Origin of the sequence: Massilia sp. S19_KUP03_FR1, assembly GCF_036688685.1 — a bacterium.
Taxonomy (GTDB): Bacteria; Pseudomonadota; Gammaproteobacteria; order Burkholderiales; family Burkholderiaceae_D; genus JALYUM01.
Genome location: NZ_JAQQPS010000011.1, coordinates 199456 through 220611, shown reverse-complemented (window position 1 = coordinate 220611; position 21156 = coordinate 199456). Strand labels below are relative to the sequence as shown.

19 protein-coding genes are annotated in these 21156 nt (G+C 61.1%); 9 read left to right on the top strand and 10 right to left on the bottom strand.

From position 1 onward, the window contains the following. Positions 1-1928, top strand: a 1928-nt coding sequence (locus tag V6M87_RS14440) for an RHS repeat-associated core domain-containing protein (protein ID WP_332877333.1), incomplete at its 5' end; no start/stop codon positions are given. Between the two features lie 3 nt (positions 1929-1931). After that, complete coding sequence (locus tag V6M87_RS27265; RefSeq protein ID WP_442920591.1) at positions 1932-2183, top strand: Imm74 family immunity protein; 252 nt, start codon at positions 1932-1934, stop codon at positions 2181-2183. 265 nt (positions 2184-2448) lie between these two features. On the opposite strand, the gene tnpA is transcribed toward V6M87_RS27265, so the two are convergent. Next, entirely contained in the window at positions 2449-2781 is a 333-nt protein-coding gene (gene tnpA / locus V6M87_RS14435; protein WP_332877332.1) for an IS66 family insertion sequence element accessory protein TnpA, read from the bottom strand. Between tnpA and V6M87_RS27260 the strand changes: the two genes are divergently transcribed. The 5 genes from V6M87_RS27260 (at position 2780) to V6M87_RS14415 (ending at position 9422) form a co-directional block, all read left to right on the top strand. Beyond that, positions 2780-3091, top strand: a complete 312-nt coding sequence (locus tag V6M87_RS27260) for a DUF3761 domain-containing protein (RefSeq protein ID WP_442920590.1) — start codon at positions 2780-2782, stop codon at positions 3089-3091. The two genes, tnpA and V6M87_RS27260, sit on opposite strands and share 2 nt — an antisense overlap. Positions 3092-3571: 480 nt before the next feature. Then, complete coding sequence (locus V6M87_RS14430; protein ID WP_332877331.1) at positions 3572-4537, top strand: PEP-CTERM sorting domain-containing protein; 966 nt, start codon at positions 3572-3574, stop codon at positions 4535-4537. 414 nt (positions 4538-4951) lie between these two features. Beyond that, the gene (locus V6M87_RS14425; protein ID WP_332877330.1) at positions 4952-7063 is read left to right on the top strand and encodes a bifunctional 2',3'-cyclic-nucleotide 2'-phosphodiesterase/3'-nucleotidase; all 2112 of its coding nucleotides are present in this window, start codon (positions 4952-4954) and stop codon (positions 7061-7063) included. A 49-nt stretch (positions 7064-7112) separates the two neighbouring features. Continuing rightward, the gene (locus tag V6M87_RS14420; protein WP_332877329.1) at positions 7113-7865 is read left to right on the top strand and encodes a tetratricopeptide repeat protein; all 753 of its coding nucleotides are present in this window, start codon (positions 7113-7115) and stop codon (positions 7863-7865) included. A 243-nt stretch (positions 7866-8108) separates the two neighbouring features. Then, on the top strand, positions 8109-9422 hold the full coding sequence (locus tag V6M87_RS14415) for an ATP-binding protein (RefSeq protein ID WP_332877328.1): 1314 nt from the start codon (positions 8109-8111) through the stop codon (positions 9420-9422). On the opposite strand, the gene V6M87_RS14410 is transcribed toward V6M87_RS14415, so the two are convergent. The 4 genes from V6M87_RS14410 to V6M87_RS14395 all read right to left on the bottom strand — a co-directional run bounded on the left by V6M87_RS14410 (position 9409) and on the right by V6M87_RS14395 (position 13290). Further along, positions 9409-9909 (bottom strand): response regulator, encoded by a 501-nt coding sequence (locus V6M87_RS14410; RefSeq protein ID WP_332877327.1) that lies wholly within the window; start codon positions 9907-9909, stop codon positions 9409-9411. The genes V6M87_RS14415 and V6M87_RS14410 overlap by 14 nt on opposite strands. After that, positions 9906-11225, bottom strand: coding sequence for an HD domain-containing phosphohydrolase (locus tag V6M87_RS14405; RefSeq protein WP_332877326.1), 1320 nt, complete (start codon positions 11223-11225; stop codon positions 9906-9908). The genes V6M87_RS14410 and V6M87_RS14405 overlap by 4 nt, the downstream gene beginning before the upstream one ends. Continuing rightward, positions 11222-11902 (bottom strand): response regulator, encoded by a 681-nt coding sequence (locus V6M87_RS14400; protein WP_332877325.1) that lies wholly within the window; start codon positions 11900-11902, stop codon positions 11222-11224. Before V6M87_RS14400 ends, V6M87_RS14405 begins: the two co-directional genes overlap by 4 nt. A 131-nt stretch (positions 11903-12033) precedes the next feature. Then, positions 12034-13290: a glutamate carboxypeptidase gene (locus V6M87_RS14395; protein ID WP_332877324.1), complete on the bottom strand. Its 1257-nt coding sequence runs from the start codon at positions 13288-13290 to the stop codon at positions 12034-12036. 134 nt (positions 13291-13424) lie between these two features. On the opposite strand from V6M87_RS14395, the gene lptA reads away from it, so the two are divergent. Further along, the gene (gene lptA, locus V6M87_RS14390; RefSeq protein WP_332877323.1) at positions 13425-13994 is read left to right on the top strand and encodes a lipopolysaccharide transport periplasmic protein LptA; all 570 of its coding nucleotides are present in this window, start codon (positions 13425-13427) and stop codon (positions 13992-13994) included. Positions 13995-14019: 25 nt separating this feature from the next. On the opposite strand, the gene V6M87_RS14385 is transcribed toward lptA, so the two are convergent. The 3 genes from V6M87_RS14385 to V6M87_RS14375 form a co-directional block, all read right to left on the bottom strand. Further along, a complete protein-coding gene (locus tag V6M87_RS14385; protein ID WP_332877322.1) occupies positions 14020-14475 on the bottom strand; it encodes a hypothetical protein in 456 nt (151 codons plus the stop codon). A gap of 185 nt (positions 14476-14660) precedes the next feature. Beyond that, positions 14661-15005 carry a putative signal transducing protein gene (locus tag V6M87_RS14380; protein WP_332877321.1) on the bottom strand — a complete coding sequence of 115 codons (345 nt, stop codon included), beginning with the start codon at positions 15003-15005 and terminating at the stop codon, positions 14661-14663. Further along, complete coding sequence (locus V6M87_RS14375) at positions 15002-16282, bottom strand: DUF445 domain-containing protein (protein ID WP_332877320.1); 1281 nt, start codon at positions 16280-16282, stop codon at positions 15002-15004. Before V6M87_RS14375 ends, V6M87_RS14380 begins: the two co-directional genes overlap by 4 nt. A gap of 160 nt (positions 16283-16442) precedes the next feature. On the opposite strand from V6M87_RS14375, the gene ybaL reads away from it, so the two are divergent. Beyond that, complete coding sequence (gene ybaL / locus V6M87_RS14370; RefSeq protein WP_332877319.1) at positions 16443-18140, top strand: YbaL family putative K(+) efflux transporter; 1698 nt, start codon at positions 16443-16445, stop codon at positions 18138-18140. A 171-nt stretch (positions 18141-18311) separates the two neighbouring features. On the opposite strand, the gene V6M87_RS14365 is transcribed toward ybaL, so the two are convergent. Both V6M87_RS14365 and V6M87_RS14360 read right to left on the bottom strand, forming a co-directional pair. Beyond that, on the bottom strand, positions 18312-20273 hold the full coding sequence (locus tag V6M87_RS14365; RefSeq protein WP_332877318.1) for an AAA family ATPase: 1962 nt from the start codon (positions 20271-20273) through the stop codon (positions 18312-18314). A gap of 326 nt (positions 20274-20599) precedes the next feature. Continuing rightward, positions 20600-21148, bottom strand: coding sequence for a DUF1697 domain-containing protein (locus tag V6M87_RS14360; RefSeq protein WP_332877317.1), 549 nt, complete (start codon positions 21146-21148; stop codon positions 20600-20602). Positions 21149-21156 lie beyond the last annotated feature (8 nt).

Below are 21156 nucleotides of genomic sequence, written 5' to 3'. Positions count from 1 at the left end.
ACGCCAGGTTGCAGTGGTTTTACGATGCCGCCGGCAACCTGGTGCGCGAGCACCAGCACTACCAGGGCCCGTTCTACCCCGACAAACGCACTGCGGTCTGGCACCACCACCACGACGAACTCAACGAGCGCACCGGCACCATCCGTCCCGACGGCCACCGCGTCGACTGGCTGACCTACGGCGCCGGCCACGTGCACGGCCTGCTGCTCGATGGACAGGACCTTGTCTCCTTCGAGCGCGACGCGCTGTACCAGGAAACCGGCCGCACCCAGGCCAACGGCCTGCTGCAGACGATGAAATACGACCCGACCGGCCGCCTGATCGAACAGCAGCTCGGCGCCATCGACCAGGTCGGCCGAAAGGGCCGGCATGCTTACACAGCCCCCTACCGTCCCGACGTCCAGGCAGGCATGCACGCCGCAATTCATCGGCGCTACGGCTACGACCTATCCGGCCAACTTACCAGCATCGAAGACGACCGGCGCGGGCGCATCGAGTACCGCTACGACCCGGTCGGACGGCTGCTGGCGGCAAGCAGCGCACTGGCCCAGGAAACCTTCGCTTTTGATCCGGCCGGGAACATCCAGGCACCCGATCCCGCCCAGCAGGTGCCCATCACCCGCCGCGCTCAGCTGCCAAAGCTGATGGACAATCTGCTCAAGGACTATGCCGGCGTCAGCTACCGTTATGACGAACGCGGCAACCTGGTGCAACGTACCGGGAACGGCGAGCGGTCGGCGTATGAATGGGATGCGTTCAACCGGATGACGCGCGCCACGACCTCGTACGGCGTGACCACCTTCGCCTACGACCCGCTGGGGCGGCGCATCGCCAAGCACAGCCAGGCGACGGGAAAGAGTGCATTGCGGGAGCCAGCCCGGACCCTGTATGGCTGGGACGGCGACACGTTGGCATTGGAAAGCAGCGTGCACCACGGCTATGCGGGGGGCGAACGGACGGTGCACTACGTGTACGAGCGCGACAGCTTCGTGCCGCTGGTGCAGGCTACCCGAAGGGGATCGCTGAAACTGGCACCCTCCACCGATGTCAAAGCGCTTATGGCGGGCAACGATGGCAAGTACGACATTACGCTCGATCCGCTATGGAATGGTGAATCCGAGCAGGAAGCCGAACCGTTTGAAAAAGAACAGATCTCCTTCTATCAATGCGACCATCTGGGAACGCCGCAGGAGTTGACCGACCATGAAGGCAAGGTGGCATGGTCGGCGCAGTACAAGGCGTGGGGCGAAGCGAAGGAGGCGATCAGCGAGGCGGCGCGCAAGGCGGGGATGCGCAATCCCATCCGGTTTCAGGGGCAGTACTTTGATGATGAGACCGGGCTGCACTACAACCGGTATCGGTACTATGATCCCGACACGGCGCGTTATCTTACGCAGGATCCAATTCGATTCTTCGGCGGCCTCAACTTCTACAACTACGGACCAAACCCAATTACTTGGATTGATCCATTGGGGCTGTCGCCGACGTGGAACTGCAAGACGAACCGATGGCATGAAAGTGAGAATGGACGCCTTATTAAGCGGCCAACTGATCTCATGAAGACAGAGCCAGACACGGCTTTCTTCTGGTCCGGTAGAACTGATGGTGTTGGTGGAATGGACGCTGCTGCCAATATTGCAAAAACTCACGGTGGAACGACGCTTGAAATGTTAATTGATAAACACAAGATCGGAATGCCAACTTGGGACGACAAGAATCCAGTTGTTGTAAAAGAATGGGGCGAAATGTCTCGTGCCTATGCCCAAGGCACGTGCGGACTCGTACGAGGCGTCGTAGGACAAGATTTGCGGCCGAACAATATCTGGGAGGGTTATGAGAAAGGAGCGCTCATGAAAAACCCCTCAGTCGATCAAATCGATATTGTTGACCCGAAATTCGGAAATTCGAAAACGATTTTTAAGAGGTAATGTATGAATTTTGAAGTCACTCACGTCTCACGAGGAGACATACGGTTGAAGAGCGAAGACAAGCATGTACGTGTTCTAGGGGAGGCGCTCGTTGCCTTGGCGCCGAACGAACCAGGCTACGTGATCTATTTGAATTCATTGAACAAATGGGAGGTGCCACCGAACGTTACCTTGACTGAAACCGAGAAGCGAGATGTCGTTAGCGCAATTCGAAAACATTTTCAGGATTGCGGCTCGGTTATCGAGTTCGAATAGTAATGCAGTATAAACAATTCCGTTCTTAATAAAACAGATAGACTGCGTTCGTGGCGCCTGAAGTGGGAGCGACTTAACGTCAGCTATGACCTCCGTGCCTTTCAGGCAGACATTTATATGAAGCCTCGGTGAGGTTGCTCGACAGGCAGGTCGGCATCTGTTTTGAAACCGGCAACGGCAGGATAAAAGGCAAATTTCAGGAAAACGTTCCGGAGAAGCAACGCCAGGGAGCGCTACCTGTCGGGCTGTATCGGTAACCGGTGCATCAGCGCGCTCCCGCGTGGGACTGCTCGAGGGCCAGCAGCCAACACGGCGAAGGTAGTGCCGCCAGCTCCAGGCGCAGGGCGGAGCGCAGCACCAGCGTGCATGGACACGTTGCCGCGTCCGCTGACACGTCCAGCACGCGCAAGGCGACGAACTTGCCCGGCGCCGCAACACCGCCGCCGGCGCTGTCCGCGGCGGCCAGTTGCACCTTGCGCCGCCAGTAGTACAGCGATGCCAGCGCAAGCCCGTGCTGGCGCGGGTACTCGCTCGCCGCGCCGCCGTCGCGGCGCAAAGCCTCAACGTGTGATGTCCAGAATTCAGTGTCGCCTTCCATGCTTGCTCCCATTCAAATTGAAAGGGCAAGCACGCGGAACGCAGAATCAAGCGGCAAGGCTGTGGTTCATGCATCGCTTACCTTCAGTCAACACCGTCGGGGCACCTGCTCACGCCATGGAGGGGTTAGCCGCTGGCTATGGATAGCTGCGCGGCGTCGTTGGCGACGCGATCAGTGCGTTCAAGCTTTGTTTCGACAAAACTTCATCGAAGTAGTTCGGAAATGTCGTTTTGCCAGACCGGCCCCCGCTTCCTCAATCCTGATGTATCGATCAAGCAACAGCGCCGGCGTCGAATGCGCCTTCGTTTAAAAAGGCGGCTTAGCGGCTGCTGACGCGACAAATAGCCCGACGACCATCGTTTACCAGACTTGACCCCGCCTCGTGCTGGATGCCGGGCTTGGGCGCTCGCCTCGCTTACGGCCGCAATATCGGCGCCTACCTCAGCGGCAACGTGTTAGACAGGCGTTTCGGCCGCTGCCGGGCCCGGAAGTCGCAGGCTTGCGGCCGACCTCATGCTGATCGAGAACACATGTCAAAGCCTGCCATCGAACCGGCCGATTTTCGGATTGACGTTACATGTGAAACACCGTTTGTTACATGTTGCTGTCGAGAATTTTTACAGTGCCAGAGATTTGGTGGCGTATCGCTTTAATAATAAATTTTGCAAGTCATTGATTTTATGCATTAGTTTTCCGAGCTTTATGCGCCTGGCATGATCATTGCTATTTCCATGTGGAAACTAACGTAATGTCCGGTCACTTACAACTTGGGAAAATGATGAAATTTAATATGACGAATCTGATGGCAGCTGCATGCATTGCGTGCTTTGGCATGGGCACAGCCCAGGCATCGCTGGCCACACTGCAAACGTATATCGGCAATGTCGGCTACTCCTCAGATGGCTTTGGCTCGACGTCGCAGAGCGGCATGATCTCCGCGCTGGTGCCGGTTGGATCGACCGTGTTGTCCGCTTACTTGTATACCAGCACAAACGGCAATAGCACGCTCAGTGGCGTCGGCGGCACGCTTGCTGGTAGCGCCGTCACGTACACTTCGTTGGGTACGGCGGGCGACTCCCTGACCGCAGGGCGTACCGATGTCACCAGTATCATCAAACCACTGATCGACGGCGGTGCGGGCGGCGTCTACGATTTCGCCATTACCGAAACGAGTTACTCGCAGGATGGCGAAGCCCTGGTTGTGGTGTATTCCAACCCGCTGCTGGGCATTTCCACCGTCGGTATCATGGACGGCTTTTCGACGCCATCGGGCGATACCACTGCGATCAATTTCGCGGCACCAATCAACCCGAGTGCAGCCGGTTTTTCTGCTGAAATGATCCTGGGCGTTGGGTTCAGCTGCTGTTCCCAGGCCTCCACAGTGGCCGTCAACGGCACCACCATCACCACGGTCGCAGGCAACGACGACGACGGTGTCGGCGGGACTGCCAACGGGGCGTTGATTTCGGTCGGCGGCTTTGACGATGCCTACTCGCCGCTGTTGCCGACGTACGACGCCGACCACGAACGCTATGACATTGCACAGTACATCACTGCAGGCGATACCAGCATCGCACTGCAAACGATCAACCCTAGCGGCGACGACAATATTTTCCTGTCGGTGTTCAAGGTGACCGGCGTTGCTGCGATCAACGCGCCAGCCCCCGCCGATGTGCCGGAGCCAGGCAGCCTCGCCTTGTTCTTGATTGCGCTACTGGGCATGGGCTGCTTTGCCCGCTACGTCAAACCTTCCTGACCTCCCGGGCCGGCGTACTGCCGGCCCCGGTGCCGGGCGCCTGCGCCCGATCCCTTACCGATTGACCGGAACAGAACCGTACTTTGATGTACGCGGATGGCCCGGTCAATTTGACGTTCAGGTCGGCGCGGCGGTCGCCGTCGCGGCCCAGCTGAATCTTCTCGATGCCGCGCAGCGCCCCGTTCAGCCGCGTGCCCGCAGCAGCGCCGCTGCCGTCATCGCTGACGACGATCTCCCAGCGCCCGGACAGAGGCTCACATCTGGAAACGTCGCCCAGATGGGAGCCTCAATCCCCTTTGCCGATGGGCGCAACCCGACAAGTTTCAGCTGCTGCGAGAGTCACGTGCGTGTCATGTTGCCTTGTTATCGTTGCAACCATAATTTATTAAATTGGAGATAAGGTTGAAAACAAATATGACACTGCTGGCTGCGATGATCGCAGCCGGCCTGGCCGGTTGCGGCAGCGATTCGACGCCTGTTCCGGCGATTCCAACGGGCACAACTGTTCCGGCAATTCCAGAGGGCACGACGGTGACGCTGGCGCTCATGGAAACCACCGATATCCATGCAAACGTGATGAGCTACAACTATTACTCGCTGGCTGAAGACACCAGCCTCGGCCTGGAGCGCACGTCAACGCTGATCACCGCCGCGCGCGCAGAAAATCCTAATAATGTCTTGCTGGACGACGGCGACGTCATCCAGGGAACCTTGCTCGGCGACCTGCAATCGGTCACCAAACCGGTTGCCTGTAACGAGACCATGGCCGTGCACAAAGTGATGAACGCGATGAAGTACGATGGCGGCGGCTTCGGCAACCATGAATTCAACTACGGCTTGCAACTGCTGAGCCAGATCACGAATACCGACTTCGGTATTCCCGGCGTGACCAAACCGAGCGCGACCTGCGGCGCGCCGGCGTTCCCGCTGGTGCTGACCAATGTCACCAGCGTCGCCACTGGCAAGCCGATCGTGCAACCTTACAGCCTGCTGGCGCGCACGTTCACCGCGACGGCGCCCGATGGCAGCAAGCTAAGTGTCAAAATGAACGTCGGCATCATGAGTTTCGTGCCACCGCAGATTCTTGAGTGGGATCAGAAAAATCTGGCGGGTAAAGTGGCCGTGTCGGGGGTGCAGGAAGCCGCCAACCAATATGTGCCGGAAATGCGCAGCAAGGGTGCCGATCTGGTCGTCGCGCTGTCGCACGGCGGTCTGGATACCAGCACCTACAGCCCGAAAATGGAAAACGGCAGCTATCACCTGACCAGCACCGGTATCGATGCGTTGCTGATCGGCCACTCCCACCTTATTTTCCCTAAAGGCAAAGAGACCGGGGCGGCGGCATTGGACCCTTCATTTGCAGCCTTCCCTGCAAGCGCCAAAATCGACCCGGTCAACGGCTTTGTCAACGGCGTGCCGACTGTCATGGCGCAGAGTTGGGGCCGTCGGCTGGGCATCATCAAGATGATGCTGGCCTACAAGAGTGGCAAATGGGTCGTGCAATCAGACAAAACGACGGTGGAATCGCGTGGCTTCAAGTACACCGACGGCACCACCAATGTTGCGGCCGACGCTGCCATTGCACCGATTGTCGCCACCGAGCACGCGGCCACCATCGCGTTCGCCAAGCAGCCGCTGGGTGTGACGACGGACTTTGAAATGTCTGCCTACTTCGCACTGGCCGGCGATGTCAGCGCGATTGAATTGGTCAACCAGGCGCAACTGGCCTATGTGAAAAACTTCATCGCCACCAGCACCGATGCGACCATCGCCAGTTACAAGAATATTCCGGTGATTTCGTGCAGCGCACCGTTCAAGGCTGGCCGCAATGGTCCGTCCGACTTTACCGACGTGGCACCAGGTGCCAGCGCAGCCGCGCCTATCGGCCTGCAAGTGCGTAATCCCGGCGATCTTTACTTATATAGCAACAACAATCTGCAGGCGGTGAAGATCAAAGGTTCAGATTTGAAGGCATGGCTGGAAACGTCGGCCAAGCAATTCGGCCAGATCGATCCGGCCAACGTCAGCGAGCAGGACCTGGTGCCGACCTACGGCACGATCTACAATTACGACGTGTTCTACGCTGAAAATAATGCTCTGACATATCAAATCGACGTCACCAAGCCAGCCGGTAGCCGCGTTGTCAACCTGACCTACCTCGGAAAGCTGGTTGCCGACGGCGATGACTTCATTGTCGCTACGAACGATTACCGGGCCGGTGGCGGCGGGGCTGTGCCTGGCATCGACGGCAGCAAAACCATCATCAAATCGCCCGATGCCAACCAGACGATCGTGAGCAACTATCTGACGGCGCTGGGCACGACCAGCGGCAAGGTCACGCTCGCGGCAAACGGCAGCGCGCGCAGCTGGAGCTTCGTCAAGGTGGCGACGGCTGGCCCGGTGATCCTGCGCTCGGCGCCGGGTCATCTGGCGCTGGCCCGGAGCAGCGGCATCAGCACCATCACGGCGGAAGGTGGACTGGATGCGAGCGGCTTTGCCAAATACACAGTCGATCTGAGCAAGTAAGTTTGACTGGGCCGGCGCACGCCGGCCCTTTGAATGCGAAATTAAAAACATGCAACTCAAACACTCTCCTGGCATGACACTGGCAGCGCTACTCGCCTCCCTGTGTATGCTATGCACCCTGGCGGCCTGCCAGTCGCAGGACAAGCCAACTTCCGCCGAAATAGAAACGATAGGAATGAAGGCACGCCAGCAAAACGACGAAAATGCACGGCGGTCGCTGGTTTTATGGTCTTCGCAGAATATGCCGGTAGCGCAGCGCGAATTGGCAATCCTGTACAAAAGTGGCCCCAGTCAGCGCAGCGCAGCCTTGCGCTTGTTCGAGCAATCAGCGCGCGCGGGCGATCCGGAAGCCGCTTTCGAACTCGGCGACATGCTGCGACTTGGCGCAGTCGGCGTCGCACCGGCACCCGAGGCGTCCGTCGCGTGGTATGCAATGGCCGCGGCGCGCAAGCATGCCAAGGCAGCGCTCATGCTGGGCATGCTTTATAAAAATGGCGACGGCGTCGTTCGCGACGATGCCCAAGCGGCGTATTGGCTGGATGAATCGGGCAAGCTTGGCAATCCGCATGCCATGTTCTTGCTTTCCAATATGTACAAGGAAGGGCAAGGCCGGGCAAAAGATCTCGTCAGGGCCCGCTACCTTCTGGAGCAAGCCGCCGAACACGAATACCCGCCCGCTATCCAGGAACTGGCCATGATCGTTCAATTGGGCGACAAGTTCAGTGCAAAAAATGAACGCCACGCCGGCGACCTGATGAAAGAAGCGACCGAGCACCGCCACAATAACTGGAATCGCTTTTGATGGGCGTGTGATGCGGGATCGGCCGTCAGCGCAAGTCGCCGCGCCGGTCCGACGGCGCTCTGCTGACCATGAAAGTGACGTGGCCGGGTCGGCCGGCGAAGGTGGCGCCGCCGCGCACTGCCGAAGACAAAATTATTTTTTGCATGGCCCCATCCTGATGAGTCATGCACCGTGAATTGACGTATAGTTCCTAGAAGAAATAATCAGTTTGAAAGCGGACCAGCACCTCGAAAGGCGATCGCCATGCAATTCGAAGAGTTCGATTTTTCCAGCGCGAAGCCAGCGCAGCCCCCTGCAAATACGGGTGCAGAAGCCTTGCCACTGCAACGATTTCAGTACCTCGTCGACAATACCCCGGCGATCATCTACTGCACCGTTCCCAGCGGCGATTTCAAGATGACCTTCGTCAGCAACAATGCCGTCCATGTGCTCGGTTACCACCCCGAGCAGATGCTGGCCGATCCGAATTTCTGGTTCGACCATATTCATCCCGACGACGCCCCGCAGATTTTTTCCAGCCTGGCGCTGATTTTTAGCCAGGGCCAGCGCAGCTACGATTACCGCTTCCGCATCCACGACGGCAGCTACCTGTGGATGCACGATACGCTGCGCCTGATCCGCGACGAAAACGGCGTGCCGCTCGAAGTGATCGGCTCGCTGACCGACATCACGCTGCGCAAGCATATGGAAGAAGACCTGAAGGTCAAAGGCATCGAGCAACAAGCGCTGATTGCCGAGTTGCGCAGCGCCCACGAACAGCTGCTGCAATCGGAAAAGATGGCGTCGATCGGCCAGCTGGCGGCGGGCATCGCCCACGAAATCAACAACCCGGTCGGTTTTGTGAACTCCAACATGGGATCGCTGAAAAGCTATGTCGAAACGCTGCTCGATGTGATCGACCGCTACGAACACGAGGCGGCGCCGTATCCGCCGCTGGCGGCGCACATCGCGGCGGTGCGCGAACAGGTAGACCTGGCGTTTTTGAAAAGCGACGTGGTCGACCTGGTGGCCGAATCGATGGACGGCCTCAAGCGGGTCAAGGACATCGTGCAGGCGCTGAAGGATTTTTCGCACGTCGGCGAAGCGGTCTGGCAAGTGGCCGATCTGCACGTGGGCCTCGACAGCACCCTCAACATCGTCGCCAACGAAATCAAGTACAAGGCCCGGGTGGAAAAGCATTACGGCGATATCCCGCCCATTACCTGCCTGTCCTCCCAGCTCAACCAGGTGTTCATGAACCTGCTGGTCAATGCCGCCCAGGCGCTCACCGGCGATGGCGTGATCACGTTACGGACCGGCGGCTCCGGCGGCTGGGTATGGGTCGAGGTCGGCGACAATGGCAGCGGCATCCCGCCCGAACTCATGAAGCGCATTTTCGAGCCGTTTTTTACCACCAAACCGGTCGGCAGCGGCACCGGCCTGGGACTGTCGCTGTCGTATGGCATCGTCAGCCGCCATGGCGGGCGCATCGATGTGGCGTCCGAACCCGGCGTCGGCACGCGCTTTACCGTGCACCTGCCGGTTACCCCACCGCAGTTGACGGCTACAGCAGAATAGCGCCGTCGGCGTCGCGCCGCACGTGCAAAATACCGGGCTCCTCCGCTTCCAGGCGCGCCGCCTCCAGTTGTTCGGCACTGGGGCCGGCACTTTTTGCCGCCAGCAGACTGGCGCGCAGGGCCAGCGCCTGGCGCACATTGTCTTCGAGTTGCACCGGGTCCCATGGCTTGAGCATGAAACGGAAGGCCTGCGCCTGGTTGATGGTGTGCAGCATGGTGTCGAATTCCGCCGACGCCGACAACATGATGCGCACCGTATCAGGCGCCACCTCCTTGAGCGCCTCGAGCAACTCGGCACCGTTCAACTGCGGCATCCGGTAATCCGATATCACCAGGTCGAAGTCGCAGCTGCAGATGCGATTGAGTGCGTCCATCGGATTGGTGAAGGCTTCGATTTGCGGCTGCTCGTGCTGGAACAGCAAGCGCAGCGCGCGCTGCAAGGCGCTCAACATATGTGGATCGTCGTCCACCAGTAAAATCTTGCTCATGGTACCCCCGTTGGATTGCGCACCCAGATCGCGAGGCGGCAGCGCGCTTTTTGTTCGAAATCGCGCACGTGCGCGATGATGCGCTCGTCGAGCACATGGTCGGCCGACAACAGCATCAGGCCCTCGCGGCTGACCAGGTCGCGCGCCAGCACCATCCCCGGTTCCAGCTCGCGCGACAGCACTTCGACGCCTGCGCTGGTGCCGGTCTCGGTGTGGTCGACCACTTGCCGGAACGCCGCCACCACTTGCGGGTCGTAGCGCTTGCCCGCCGCATCGAGGATCAGGGTGACCGCCTCGTCGGGACGCAGATGGCGCAGCACCATGGCCCCTTGCTGCAGGTTGTAATAATCGACTGCCAGCGCCAGGATGCGCGCCCCCAGCGGAATGGCGAGCCCGGCCAGGCCGTCCGGAAAACCGTTGCCGTCGAAGCGCTCGAGCTGGCTGCGCAGGATGGCAGCGCTGCCGCGCAAGTCTTCCAGCGGCATCAGCAGCTCTTCGGCGCGCACCGGATGGCGCCGAAACAGCGCCAGCGTCTCGCCGTGCAAGGCCGTGAACGGGGTTTGCAGCATGCTGTCGGACAGGCCGATCTTGCCGATGTCGTGCAGCAGTGCAGCAATCGCCAGATCCTGGCTGTCGCGCGCCTCGAGGCCGAGCACCGCGCCCATCTTGCGCGCAAGCTCGGCGATCTGGCGCGTATGGCCCGGCAGATTGTGGGCACGCTGCTCGATCATGCTCGAAAAAATCTTGATGGTGACGACGAAATTGTGGCGCAGCTTGGCGTTCGCGGCGATGGTGGCGGCGTGTTCCAGCTTCAGCAAGCGGGTGCGCTCCTCCACCTTCGCTTCGAGGCCGTGGTTCAGCTCGCGCAACTGCGCATTCTGCTGCGTCGTGAGCGCTTCGAGGCGCGCCTTGTCGAGTACCAGCTGGCGCCGCTCAAGGGCGTCGTGCAGCACCCGCAGGATCTCCTTGTCGTCCCACGGTTTGGTGATGTAGCGATAGATCTCGCCGCCGTTGATGGCATCCTGGATCGCCTGGATTTCCGAGTAACCGGTCAGCAACAGCCGCATGGTGTCAGGCCAGGTGGCGCGGGCGGTGGCAAGGAACTGCGCGCCATTCATTTCCGGCATGCGCATGTCGGAAATGATCACGTCGACGCTTTCCTCGGCCAGTATCTTCAACCCGGCCGCGCCGCTGTCGGCGGTGAGCACCTGGTAGCCGTTGGCGCGCAACAGCCGCCGCAGCGACGACAGGATATTCGGTTCGTCGTCGACGCACAGCACTTTGGGCGCTAGCGCGCCGGGAGCGTGCGCGCTCATGGCGTCAACACCTGGCACAGTTCGCCAAACAGCGCCAGCATGTCGGCGCGCACGCGGTCGATTGCAATCATGCCACTGTCGTCCACGCCGACCAGTGCGATGGGCCAGTGCTCCATCAGGTCGCGCGCGCCCTGCAGGGCGGTTTCGTCGAGGCTGATCTGTTCCTGCTTTTCCAGCAACAACTGCTCGAGCTTGCGGTTGGCCGCTGCCAGCTCGTGGTTGGCGCTGCGCAGTTCCAGATGCAGGCGCTGGTTGTCGTCGGCAATTTCCTTGATCCTGAATGCCTCGGCGATATGCCCAAGCAATTGCGCATCGTCCCAGGGTTTGGTGAGGAACTTGAAGATCGCCACCTCGTTGACGGCAGCGGTCACGGACTGCAGCTCCGTGTAACCCGACAGCATGATGCGGATCGAGTCGGGACAAATCGCGCGCGCCTGGCGCAGGAAATCGACGCCCAGCATGCCGGGCATGCGCTGGTCGGACACAATCACATCGACACAATGCTGCCCCAGCACATCGAGGCCGGCGGCCCCGCTGCCGGCGCAGAACACCTCGTAGCGATCGCGCCTGAGCAAGCGGCTCAGCGCGGCCAGGATATTCGGTTCGTCGTCGACCAGCAACAGGCGCCGGCTGGGCACGACGGCTGGACTGGTCGCAGAATTGGGCGTTGCTAGCATGGGCTGTCCGCCTGACAAATAACGGTTGAATGAACCGGTTGATGCCACTCTTACGAAACGATTATGCGCCCAGTTGCAATAAAAAACATTCTTCAGAAAAATTTTATTGCGTTGTGGAACTGCGCCAGCCGTTAGCGTGGCACCGGGGTCGTGCTGACATCCATGATCATGCGCGTCAACAAATACAGCCTTGGGGCAATGCTGTTCAGTTCCGCGTACTCGTCCTCGGTGTGAATCGCGCCGCCGACGATGCCGAAACCATCGAGCGTGGCCGCGCCGGCGCCGCTGGCGAAATTGGCGTCGGCGGCACCGCCCGAACCTTCCATCGTCAGCTTCATGCCCAGTTCGCCGTAGATGGCCTGGGCGCGTGCCGCCAGCGCCGCGGTGCGCGGCGTGGCAGGCATCGGCGGCATGCCGCGCACCAGGCGGGTGCTGACCTCGGTGCCGGCAATCTGTTTCTTTTCTGCCATGCGCGCCATGCCTTGCTCGACGCGATCGAATTCGGCCGCGTCGGTGGCGCGCATGTCGCCGCGCACCAACGCGGCGTTGGGAATCACGTTGCTGCGCTCGCCCGCATGGAAGACGGTGAAGTTGACGGTGGTCTTTTTGGCGTCGTCGCCCAGGGTCGCCATTTGCAGCATCTGGTGCGCCGCTTCCATCGCTGCGTTGCGGCCGGCCTCGGGCGCGACGCCGGCGTGCGCTGACTTGCCCTTGACGTCGATCTGCAGGTCGGCCGTGCCCTTGCGCCAAACCACCAGGCCATCAGCAACGCGTCCAGGCTCCAGGTTCAGCGTCACGTCGTGCTGCTGCGCCAGCGCCGCGATGAGCTTGACCGTGCCTTTCGAGGAGGTTTCCTCATTCGTGTTGACGAGCAGGGTGATCTGCTTGAAATTGGTGAACTGCATTTGCTGCAGCAGCCTGATGGCGTACAGCGCGATCACGATGCCGCCCTTGTCGTCCATCACACCAGGACCGTAGGCACGCTCGCCCTGGATGCGAAACGGACGCGCCGCCGCGGTGCCGTCGGCGAACACCGTGTCCATATGGGCCATCAGCAGGATCCGCGCTGTGCCGGTTCCGCTCAGCGTGGCCACCAGGTTGTGGCCCACGGCCGGCGCGGCCGACGAGAAGTCCACGCGCATGCCGAGTTTTTTGGCTTCCGCGGCGACGATGGCGCCAACCTGGTCCAGGCCTTTTTCGCTGCCGGTGCCGGAGTCGATGTTGACCAGGCGCTCGAGCAAGCTGGTGACCTCGGGCCTGGCCTGGGTGGCGCGCGCAAACAGATCCTGGTTGACTGGCGCAGCAGCCAGCGCCGCGCCTTGGAACGCCAGGGCGACGGTAATCGCCACGCCGCAATGCATCATCTTGTGGCGCGCAGCGCGATCCATGGACATCCTTTCGTTGTGAGATTTAAAACACCTGTGGCGAGATTAACACGATCTCCCAAGCGAAAAGTTTCCTTTAGTTTCTTTTTAAATTGAAAATTTGGTTAAAATAATTCGACCACCGACTGGGCCCTACAATGAAAACGACCCGCCTCACCTTTTGCTTCCTGCTCCTGCTGGCGACAAGCGCGCAAGCAGAACGCGCCGATGCACTCAAGCCGATCAGCATGGAGTCCGGCGACATCCATATCGATAACGTCACGCGCGAAACGATCGCGACTGGTCACGTCACGATTGTTCGCGGCACCATGGTGGTCAATGCCGAGCGGGCAGAGGTCAAGGAAGCACCCGACGGCTATCGAACCTACCGCCTGACTGCCGCGCCAGGCAAGCTCGTCACATTCCGCCAGAAGCGCGACGGCGGGCCGGATCTGTGGTCCGAAGGCCACGCCGAGCGCATGGAATACGACGAGCGCGAAGACGTCATCAAGCTGCATTTGGCGGCGATGATGCGCCAACTCGACGGCAAGACAGTCACGCACCAGATCGACCAGGCGTTTATTTCCTATGACAATCGGAGCGAGCAGCTCGATGGGCGCAACGGCCCTGGCATTGCCGGTGCACCGCCGAATGGGCGCGGCAAGGTGATATTCGAAGTGCGACGCAGCCGGGTGGCGGTGCCGCCACCACAGCTGCCTGGACAATGAATATGGCGATGTTGCAAGGAAGCAACTAGCGCGTGGCCAGCGCCCCGGAGCCGACGATGACACGCTGGTCGGACAGCCGGCTGTCCGGCACATAGCTCATCACCACATCTTCCTGCCACGGCCCCAGGTTGAAGACGGTGGCGATATTGCCGTCGGCGCTGGCGAATTTGTCGCCAGACTGGGCCAGCAATTCGAGGGGCTCGCCTTGATTGATGGAGATGAACACCCGGTTCCCGCGCGGCGTGACCTGCATGGTCCAGCCATTCGACATGGCGTAGGTACCACGCACTTTTTTGGCCTCGTCGGCATCGAGCCGGTGACGCCGGGTCTGGCCGCGCACCTGCACTTGCGACAGGGCTTCCTTGGCCTCTTCATCGACCGGCGCGGACCTGGTGGCGGGCAGCGCCTGGGCTGCCGCTGCGATGGGCACAACGACGGCACAGGCGGCCGCAAGGGACAACAACAATGTGGATAGACGCATGATGGACTCCCGAAAAAATGACACACGAACCGATCCGTCGCCGGAAACTGGGGTGCACCAGAGCCGGAGACGCGATCACCGCCCGGGAGTTTAGGCAACGCTGCGCCGACCACAAGACCGTAGCGGCAACATTGCCAAACTGTCTTTCAGGGAAGCGATCGCGATAGAGTGGACATGATTCAGTTTTAGTGGGAACCGTTGTCAGATGTATCATTTTCGACGCCGACGTCGACCCCGTCATCGAGCGCGAATTCGCCGCGGTCGTAGGCGGCCAGCACCTCGAGCGCCTGTTGCAGGTAGCGCTGTGGCACCATCACGCGCACGCCGCCCAGTCCCATCACCGCGCCGGCATAGGCCTGCACCAGGTTGGCGTCGCCCAGCACGGCCGGCACGCCGCTGGCGACCAGGCAGCCCTGCACCATTGCCGCATCCGTGGCCAGCGGACGCGCCGCCACCACGTACAGGTCGGTACCCGGCACCGCTTTCACGTCTGGGTGAGCGTCCAGCCAGGCCGCCAGGTCGGGCCTCATTGCAGCAGCGCCGGCAACTGGGCCAGCAGGTACAGGATCACGCCGATCATGCCGCCGACGATGGTGCCGTTGATGCGGATGAATTGCAGGTCCTTGCCAATGTTCAGCTCGATCTGGTCCGACATTTCCTTGTCGTCCCATTTCTTGACCGTGTCGGCGATGTGCGCAGTGAGGAAGGCCGCGAACTCGGGCGCGACCCCGCGCGCGGCGCTTTCCATCTGCTCGTTGAGGGACTGACGCAGCAGCGGGTCTTCGGCCAGCGTCTTGCCGACCCATGCGCCGCTGGCGACGATGCGCTGGCGCAGCACCGAGTCTGCGCTGTGCAGGTCGTTCTTGAGCCAGGTTTTCAGGTCGCCCCAGATCGATTTCAGGTAGCCGTTGAGGGTGTCGTCTTCGATGAGGTAGCGTTTGATTTCCTCGCCCTTGGCCAGGAAGGCCGGGTCGACTTTCAGGCGGCCGACGAATTCGGCAGTGTAGGTGTCGAAGCGCTGGCGCAGCGGGTGGTCCGGGTCTTCCGACACGCGGGTCAGGATGTTTGACGCCATGCGCACCGCCACCTCCGCGCCCTTGCGGCCGATGGCGTCGGTGGGCAGCATTTTTTCGATGAAGGCATAGTCTTCGCGCAGCCAGTCGACGATGCCCTGCGCCAGGTAGAGCTGGGTCTCTTCGTTTTCCAGCAAATGCGACAATTGGCCGATGCCTTCGTTGAGCAGTTCCTGGTGGCGCCGGTTGTGCGTCAGCCCTTCGAGCATCATGCCGGCCGACTGCGAAAAATCGATGCTGCCGATCAGGCCGTGAACGGCCTTGCCGATGAAACGCTGGACCGCGGCGTCTTCGACGAAATCGAGCGCCCACGCCGCCATTTTGACGAGGTAGTCGCCGAGGCGGGCGGCGTTTTGCGGCAACACCAGCCAGTCGGCAGCCACCTTGGCCGGGTCGTGGCGCCGGATCAGGGCGACGATCGATTCGGTGTCGAGGAATTTTTCGCGCACGAACAGGGCCAGGTTGTCGGCGATTTTGACCTTGTTCTTGGGGATGATCTCGGTGTGGCGCGACACGAACGGGATCGGGATGCGCCGGAACAAGGCGACCACCGCGAACCAGTCGGCCAGCGCGCCCACCATGGCCGCTTCGGCGAACGCTTTCAGCAGGCCCACCGTCCAGGTAGGGGGCAGGAACAGCGTGATGACGAACAGCGCCGCGGCTGCGCCGAACAGGCTCAGTGCCAGCATTTTCGACCGGTGCAGTTCCGCTTGTTTTTCTGCTTGTTTTTCCATGCTGCGCCAGATCCTGTTTTAATTGTTGTGATACCGGCCATGCTAGCTGACTTTGGGGTTTTCCGATGCTTTGATTGGCCAGGCTGGCGCAAAGGCCAATACCGGCGCTGCGCTCACCTATACTGTGCGCTCGATAACGTCACATAAAGGGCCCGCACGCATGCATGAAAACCTCCCCCTGATCACCACCATCGCCGCCGCCCTTGGGTTCGGCCTCATTTTCGGCATGATCGCGGTGCGCTTCAAGCTGCCGGCGCTGGTCGGCTACCTGGCCGCCGGCGTCCTGATCGGCCCTGCCACACCGGGCTTCGTGGCCGATGTGGCGTTGGCCCAGCAGCTCGCGGAAATCGGCGTCATGCTGCTCATGTTCGGCGTCGGCCTGCATTTTTCGCTGAAAGATCTGATGGAGGTGCGGCGCATCGCCCTGCCCGGCGCGGTGATCCAGATCGCGGTGGCGACGGCGATGGGCATGGGGGTGGCGTACTGGTGGGGCTGGAGCCTGGGCGCGGGCCTGGTGTTCGGGCTGGCGCTGTCGGTGGCCAGCACGGTGGTGCTGCTGCGCGCGCTCGAAGAACGGGGTGAACTCGATTCCTTCAACGGCCGCATCGCGGTCGGCTGGCTGGTGGTGGAAGACCTGGTGACGGTGCTGATGCTGGTGATGCTGCCGGCGCTGGCCGGGCCGCTCGGCGGCAAGGCCACGGACGGCGGCGGCTCTCTGTGGATGACGCTGGCCATGACGCTTGGCCAGGTGGCCGCTTTTATCGTGTTCATGCTGGTGGTGGGACGCAAGCTGTTCCCGTGGTTTTTGTGGCGCGTGGCGCGCACCGGGTCGCGCGAGCTGTTCACGCTGGCCGTGATCGCAGCGGCGGTCGGGATCGCGTTCGGTTCGTCCGAACTGTTTGGCGTGTCGTTTGCGTTGGGCGCCTTCTTTGCCGGCATGGTGCTGCGCGAGTCGGAACTGTCGCACCGCGCGGCCGAAGAATCGCTGCCGCTGCGCGATGCATTCTCGGTGCTGTTCTTTGTGTCGGTCGGCATGCTGTTCGACCCGATGGTGCTGGTCGACTATCCGCTGCAGGTGCTGGCCACCGTCGCCATCATCCTGGTCGGCAAATCGCTGGCGGCGTTCTTGCTGGTGGTGCTGTTGCGCTATCCGGTCAACACGGCCATCACGGTCTCGGCCAGCCTGGCGCAGATCGGCGAATTCTCGTTCATCCTGGCCGCGCTGGGCATCAAGCTCGGGCTGCTGCCGGCGCTGGGCCAAAACCTGATCCTGGCCGGTGCGATCATCTCGATTGCCGTCAACCCGCTGCTCTTCAAAATCGCCGGACCGGTGCAAAGCATGCTGCGCAAGCGCTCGGACATCGCACGCGCGCTGGAGCGCTCGACCGATCCGCTGGCCGAGCTGCCGCTGTCGGTCGGGCAGGATCAATTGAAGGGGCAAGTCGTATTGGTGGGGTATGGACGCGTGGGCAGGGCGATCGCACAGGCGCTGGATGAACAGGGTATATCGTATGTCGTGGCCGAGCAAAACCGCGAGCTGGTCGACAAGCTGCGCCGCGCCGACCAGCCGGCCGTGGCAGGCAATGCGGCCGAACCGGCGGTGCTGATCCAGGCGCATATCGCGCATGCGGCCGCGCTGGTCATTGCAACGCCGGATACCTTGCACGTGCGCGCGATGATCGACACGGCGCGGGCACTCAATCCATCCATCAAGTGCGTGGTGCGCGCGCACAGTAGCGAAGAGGCGGCGTTGCTGCGCAGTGAACAGGTCGGGGAAGTGTTCGTGGCCGAGCAGGAGCTGGCGGGGAGCATGACGCGGCATGTGCTGGCGACGCTGGCGAAAGCGCCCGCGCATTAAACGCCGCTATTGTCAGCTTCAAGACCGTCATACCGGCGAAAGCCGGTACCCATGCGAAGGTTGCTTTGAAGGCGGCGTTGCGGCTACGGTACAATCATGCTCAGCATGGACCCCGGCTTTCGCCGGGGTGACGGTTTTTGGGACGGTAGCTGAAGCGAGCAGCGGCAATACTTACGCCACTGCCCCTTCCGCACACAAATGCAAGCCCCCCGCGCGCGGCCCGTGCAGGTGCAACATCAGCAGCTCGCTTCGCTCTTCCAGCAACGCGAACACGGCATCCTTCGACAGCACGTACTGGTCGAGCAGCGTGTCCTTGAGCGACTCGATCACCGCCTTGTAATCGCGGATCGCGTCCAGCGTATAGCTGTACAGCTCATCGGACTTGGCCTCCACCTGGCGCAGGCTGTGCTCACTGTTTTCCGTCTGCAGCTGCGCGTAATCGAGCTTCGAGCGCGAGTACATCGAGAGGCGGTTGACCATCAGGTTCAGCATCCTGGTCGCCTTCTCGATGTCGTTCTGGCTGCCCACCGAAATCCCGCGCGCGCCATAAAACAGTTCTTCGGCCGCGACGCCGCCGTACAGCTGGATCACGTCGCGCTCGAGCTCTTCCAGCGTGCGCAGGGAGACGTCGTCACCCGACTGCAGCACGTAGCCGAGTGCGCCGAGTTTCGAAACGGATTCCGTCGAAATTTTCAGCAGGTGCGACTTTTCCTTCACTTCTTCCAGGCTCAGGCCCTGGCGCAGATACGGGTCGATCTGCATGAAAAAGTGACCCAGTTCGTGCAAGGCCACGCGTTCGCGCTGCTTGTGCTTTTCGGCGGTGGTGGCGCGGTCGGTCAGGCCGATGGTGGCGCGCTCGAAGGCGCGGAACATCAGGTCGGTGTTGATGATGGTTTTGTCCTGGATCGAGATCATCGATGCACGCTCGACGATGGTTTCCAGCAGCGCCGGGCTGAGGTTGGCAGTCATGTCGGCCACCTGGTTCAGGTCGAGATCCTGCCAGTCGACCAGGCCCTCTTTTTTGCGCGACAAGAAGCTCTTCAGCAGCGCGCTGCGCTCCTGCTTGTTCGGCAGGCGAAAATTGATTTTCACCGAGAAGCGGCGCAGCATGGCTTCGTCCATCTCGCTCGAGGCTTCGTCGAAGTTCGACGCCACCACCCAGATCACGCCCTGCCCCTTGTCGCTTTTCACGCCGTCGAGCAAACCGAGCAGGGTGTTGGCGGTGTCGTCTTCCCATTTCTTTTCGCCGCGGCCGCGCGGCGCGAACAGGGTCTGCGCTTCGTCGAGAAAAATGATGCAGCTGCCGCGCGCGCAGGCTTTCCGGTACAGCGCGTTCAGGGCTTTCGAGCCGCCGCCGACATAGCCCGATTCCAGCGCCGAGCCAGACGCCTGAATCAGCGGCACATTCAGGCGCTTGGCCAAGTAGCCCACCAGTTTGGTCTTGCCGGTGCCGGCGGGGCCAGTCAGCATGACGTTGAATGGCTTGTCGATATTGTGCGACTGGTATTCGGCGCGGTTGCGGATCATGTCTTCCAGGTGCAGCACTTCCTGCTTGATGTCGTCCATGCCGATCAGGTCGTCCATGCTGCCCTTGAGCTTGTCGGGCGAAATCACTGAGGCGCTCATGCCCATGCCGGGAATGCCGAATTTGACGCAGTACAGGATCAACAACAGCAGCGTGATGTCGAGCGCGTGGCGTTTCAGGAAACTGGTGACGTCGGACCACGCGCCGCCCGCGCCGTCATCCAGGAGGACCGCCTTGTGCGAGGCCAGGAAGTCCTCCTTGGCGATCGAATACGGAATGCCGTTTTTCAGCAGCACTTCGCGCTCGAGGGCGAAGTGCGAGCTGCTCGGCACCTTCACCACGCGCAGCACGGCCGAATCGCGCAACTTGTAGATGTAGCGCGGCGCGTCGGACAAGGGCCGCGCCACCATCAGGAAATCGAGCTTGTCTTTTTGCATGGACAGCTGCGTGATTTCGGAAATGTCTTGCGTGCGAACGACCGGGCTCAGGTCTTGTGGCACCTCGGCGCTGTACATGCTCAAGCCGATCACGGCGCCGACCGCCAGCGCACTGGCGATGCGTACGTAAACGTTCTTGAAGGCAACTTGAAGTCGGGAAAAATCAGGCATGGGGTTCTCTATCCGGTGGGGTCGTGCGTGCAGCAGAGCCCTGATTGACGACATAGCAATCCGCCATCTTTTTGATGCTCTAGGGCAATAAGTAGAGAAACTATACCTGCAAAAAAAACCCTGGTATACCAATCGGGCGCAAATTTGCGTGACAAACTGCGCGTGTGGCGAGAATGACCATGGATTCCATTGACGAGCTGGCAAACATGCTTATCGCGCTGACAAAACATTGCAGAATCATGCACTTATGCCATGCAGTCAAGGCACCAAGGTTGGCATTTAGGCAGTGCGCGTGGAGAACTGAGCGGGGATCAGCAGCGCCTGATTCAGGCAACTTCCGCACACAGTTGATGCAGCTTGGTGACGGTGTTCCAATTGCGCGCCGTGGTGGCGTCGCCCAGCAGTTTGCCGACCGCGGCGGCGGCTGCGCTGTCGAGCACGCCGGTCGGACACCAGACATAGGCGGCGTGCCGTCCCAGCGCCATCACGCCGGTCCCGGTTTCGCTTTCGCACAGGACCGCCAGGTGTTGGTGCAGGGCCGGCTCGGCAATGACGAACACCATCAAGCGCGCGTGGTCGTCGGCCAGCGCCAGCAAGCTGTTGTCGCTGACGATGGCGGACAACTCGATGCTGGACAACACCATCACGCGCGCGGCCACGCCGAGCTTGAGCACCAGCGCCGTTTCGATGGCCCTGGCCGCAGACGCAGGCAACACCGACGCCGCACTGAACACAATATTGCCGCTATTGAGCAGGCTGCGCACGTCGGCGTAACCGAGATCGCTGACCAGCTTGCGCAAGTCGGCCATGGCCACGCGCTTGGCGCGGCCCACGTTGATGCCGCGCACGAGCGCGACGTAGCGTTGCATGGTCATGGATGCGC

Bases quoted from the DNA above. Each gene is read 5' to 3' on its own strand.
- V6M87_RS14395 (WP_332877324.1), bottom strand. From the start codon at position 13,290: ATGGATCGCGCTGCGCGCCACAAGATGATGCATTGCGGCGTGGCGATT.
- V6M87_RS14430 (WP_332877331.1), top strand. From the start codon at position 3,572: ATGACGAATCTGATGGCAGCTGCATGCATTGCGTGCTTTGGCATGGGC.
- V6M87_RS14420 (WP_332877329.1), top strand. From the start codon at position 7,113: ATGCAACTCAAACACTCTCCTGGCATGACACTGGCAGCGCTACTCGCC.
- V6M87_RS14410 (WP_332877327.1), bottom strand. From the start codon at position 9,909: ATGAGCAAGATTTTACTGGTGGACGACGATCCACATATGTTGAGCGCC.
- V6M87_RS14360 (WP_332877317.1), bottom strand. From the start codon at position 21,148: ATGACCATGCAACGCTACGTCGCGCTCGTGCGCGGCATCAACGTGGGC.
- V6M87_RS14385 (WP_332877322.1), bottom strand. From the start codon at position 14,475: ATGCGTCTATCCACATTGTTGTTGTCCCTTGCGGCCGCCTGTGCCGTC.
- V6M87_RS14405 (WP_332877326.1), bottom strand. From the start codon at position 11,225: ATGAGCGCGCACGCTCCCGGCGCGCTAGCGCCCAAAGTGCTGTGCGTC.
- ybaL (WP_332877319.1), top strand. From the start codon at position 16,443: ATGCATGAAAACCTCCCCCTGATCACCACCATCGCCGCCGCCCTTGGG.
- V6M87_RS14375 (WP_332877320.1), bottom strand. From the start codon at position 16,282: ATGGAAAAACAAGCAGAAAAACAAGCGGAACTGCACCGGTCGAAAATG.
- V6M87_RS14380 (WP_332877321.1), bottom strand. From the start codon at position 15,005: ATGAGGCCCGACCTGGCGGCCTGGCTGGACGCTCACCCAGACGTGAAA.
- V6M87_RS14425 (WP_332877330.1), top strand. From the start codon at position 4,952: ATGACACTGCTGGCTGCGATGATCGCAGCCGGCCTGGCCGGTTGCGGC.
- V6M87_RS27265 (WP_442920591.1), top strand. From the start codon at position 1,932: ATGAATTTTGAAGTCACTCACGTCTCACGAGGAGACATACGGTTGAAG.
- V6M87_RS14365 (WP_332877318.1), bottom strand. From the start codon at position 20,273: ATGCCTGATTTTTCCCGACTTCAAGTTGCCTTCAAGAACGTTTACGTA.
- V6M87_RS14400 (WP_332877325.1), bottom strand. From the start codon at position 11,902: ATGCTAGCAACGCCCAATTCTGCGACCAGTCCAGCCGTCGTGCCCAGC.
- tnpA (WP_332877332.1), bottom strand. From the start codon at position 2,781: ATGGAAGGCGACACTGAATTCTGGACATCACACGTTGAGGCTTTGCGC.
- V6M87_RS14415 (WP_332877328.1), top strand. From the start codon at position 8,109: ATGCAATTCGAAGAGTTCGATTTTTCCAGCGCGAAGCCAGCGCAGCCC.
- lptA (WP_332877323.1), top strand. From the start codon at position 13,425: ATGAAAACGACCCGCCTCACCTTTTGCTTCCTGCTCCTGCTGGCGACA.
- V6M87_RS27260 (WP_442920590.1), top strand. From the start codon at position 2,780: ATGCTTGCTCCCATTCAAATTGAAAGGGCAAGCACGCGGAACGCAGAA.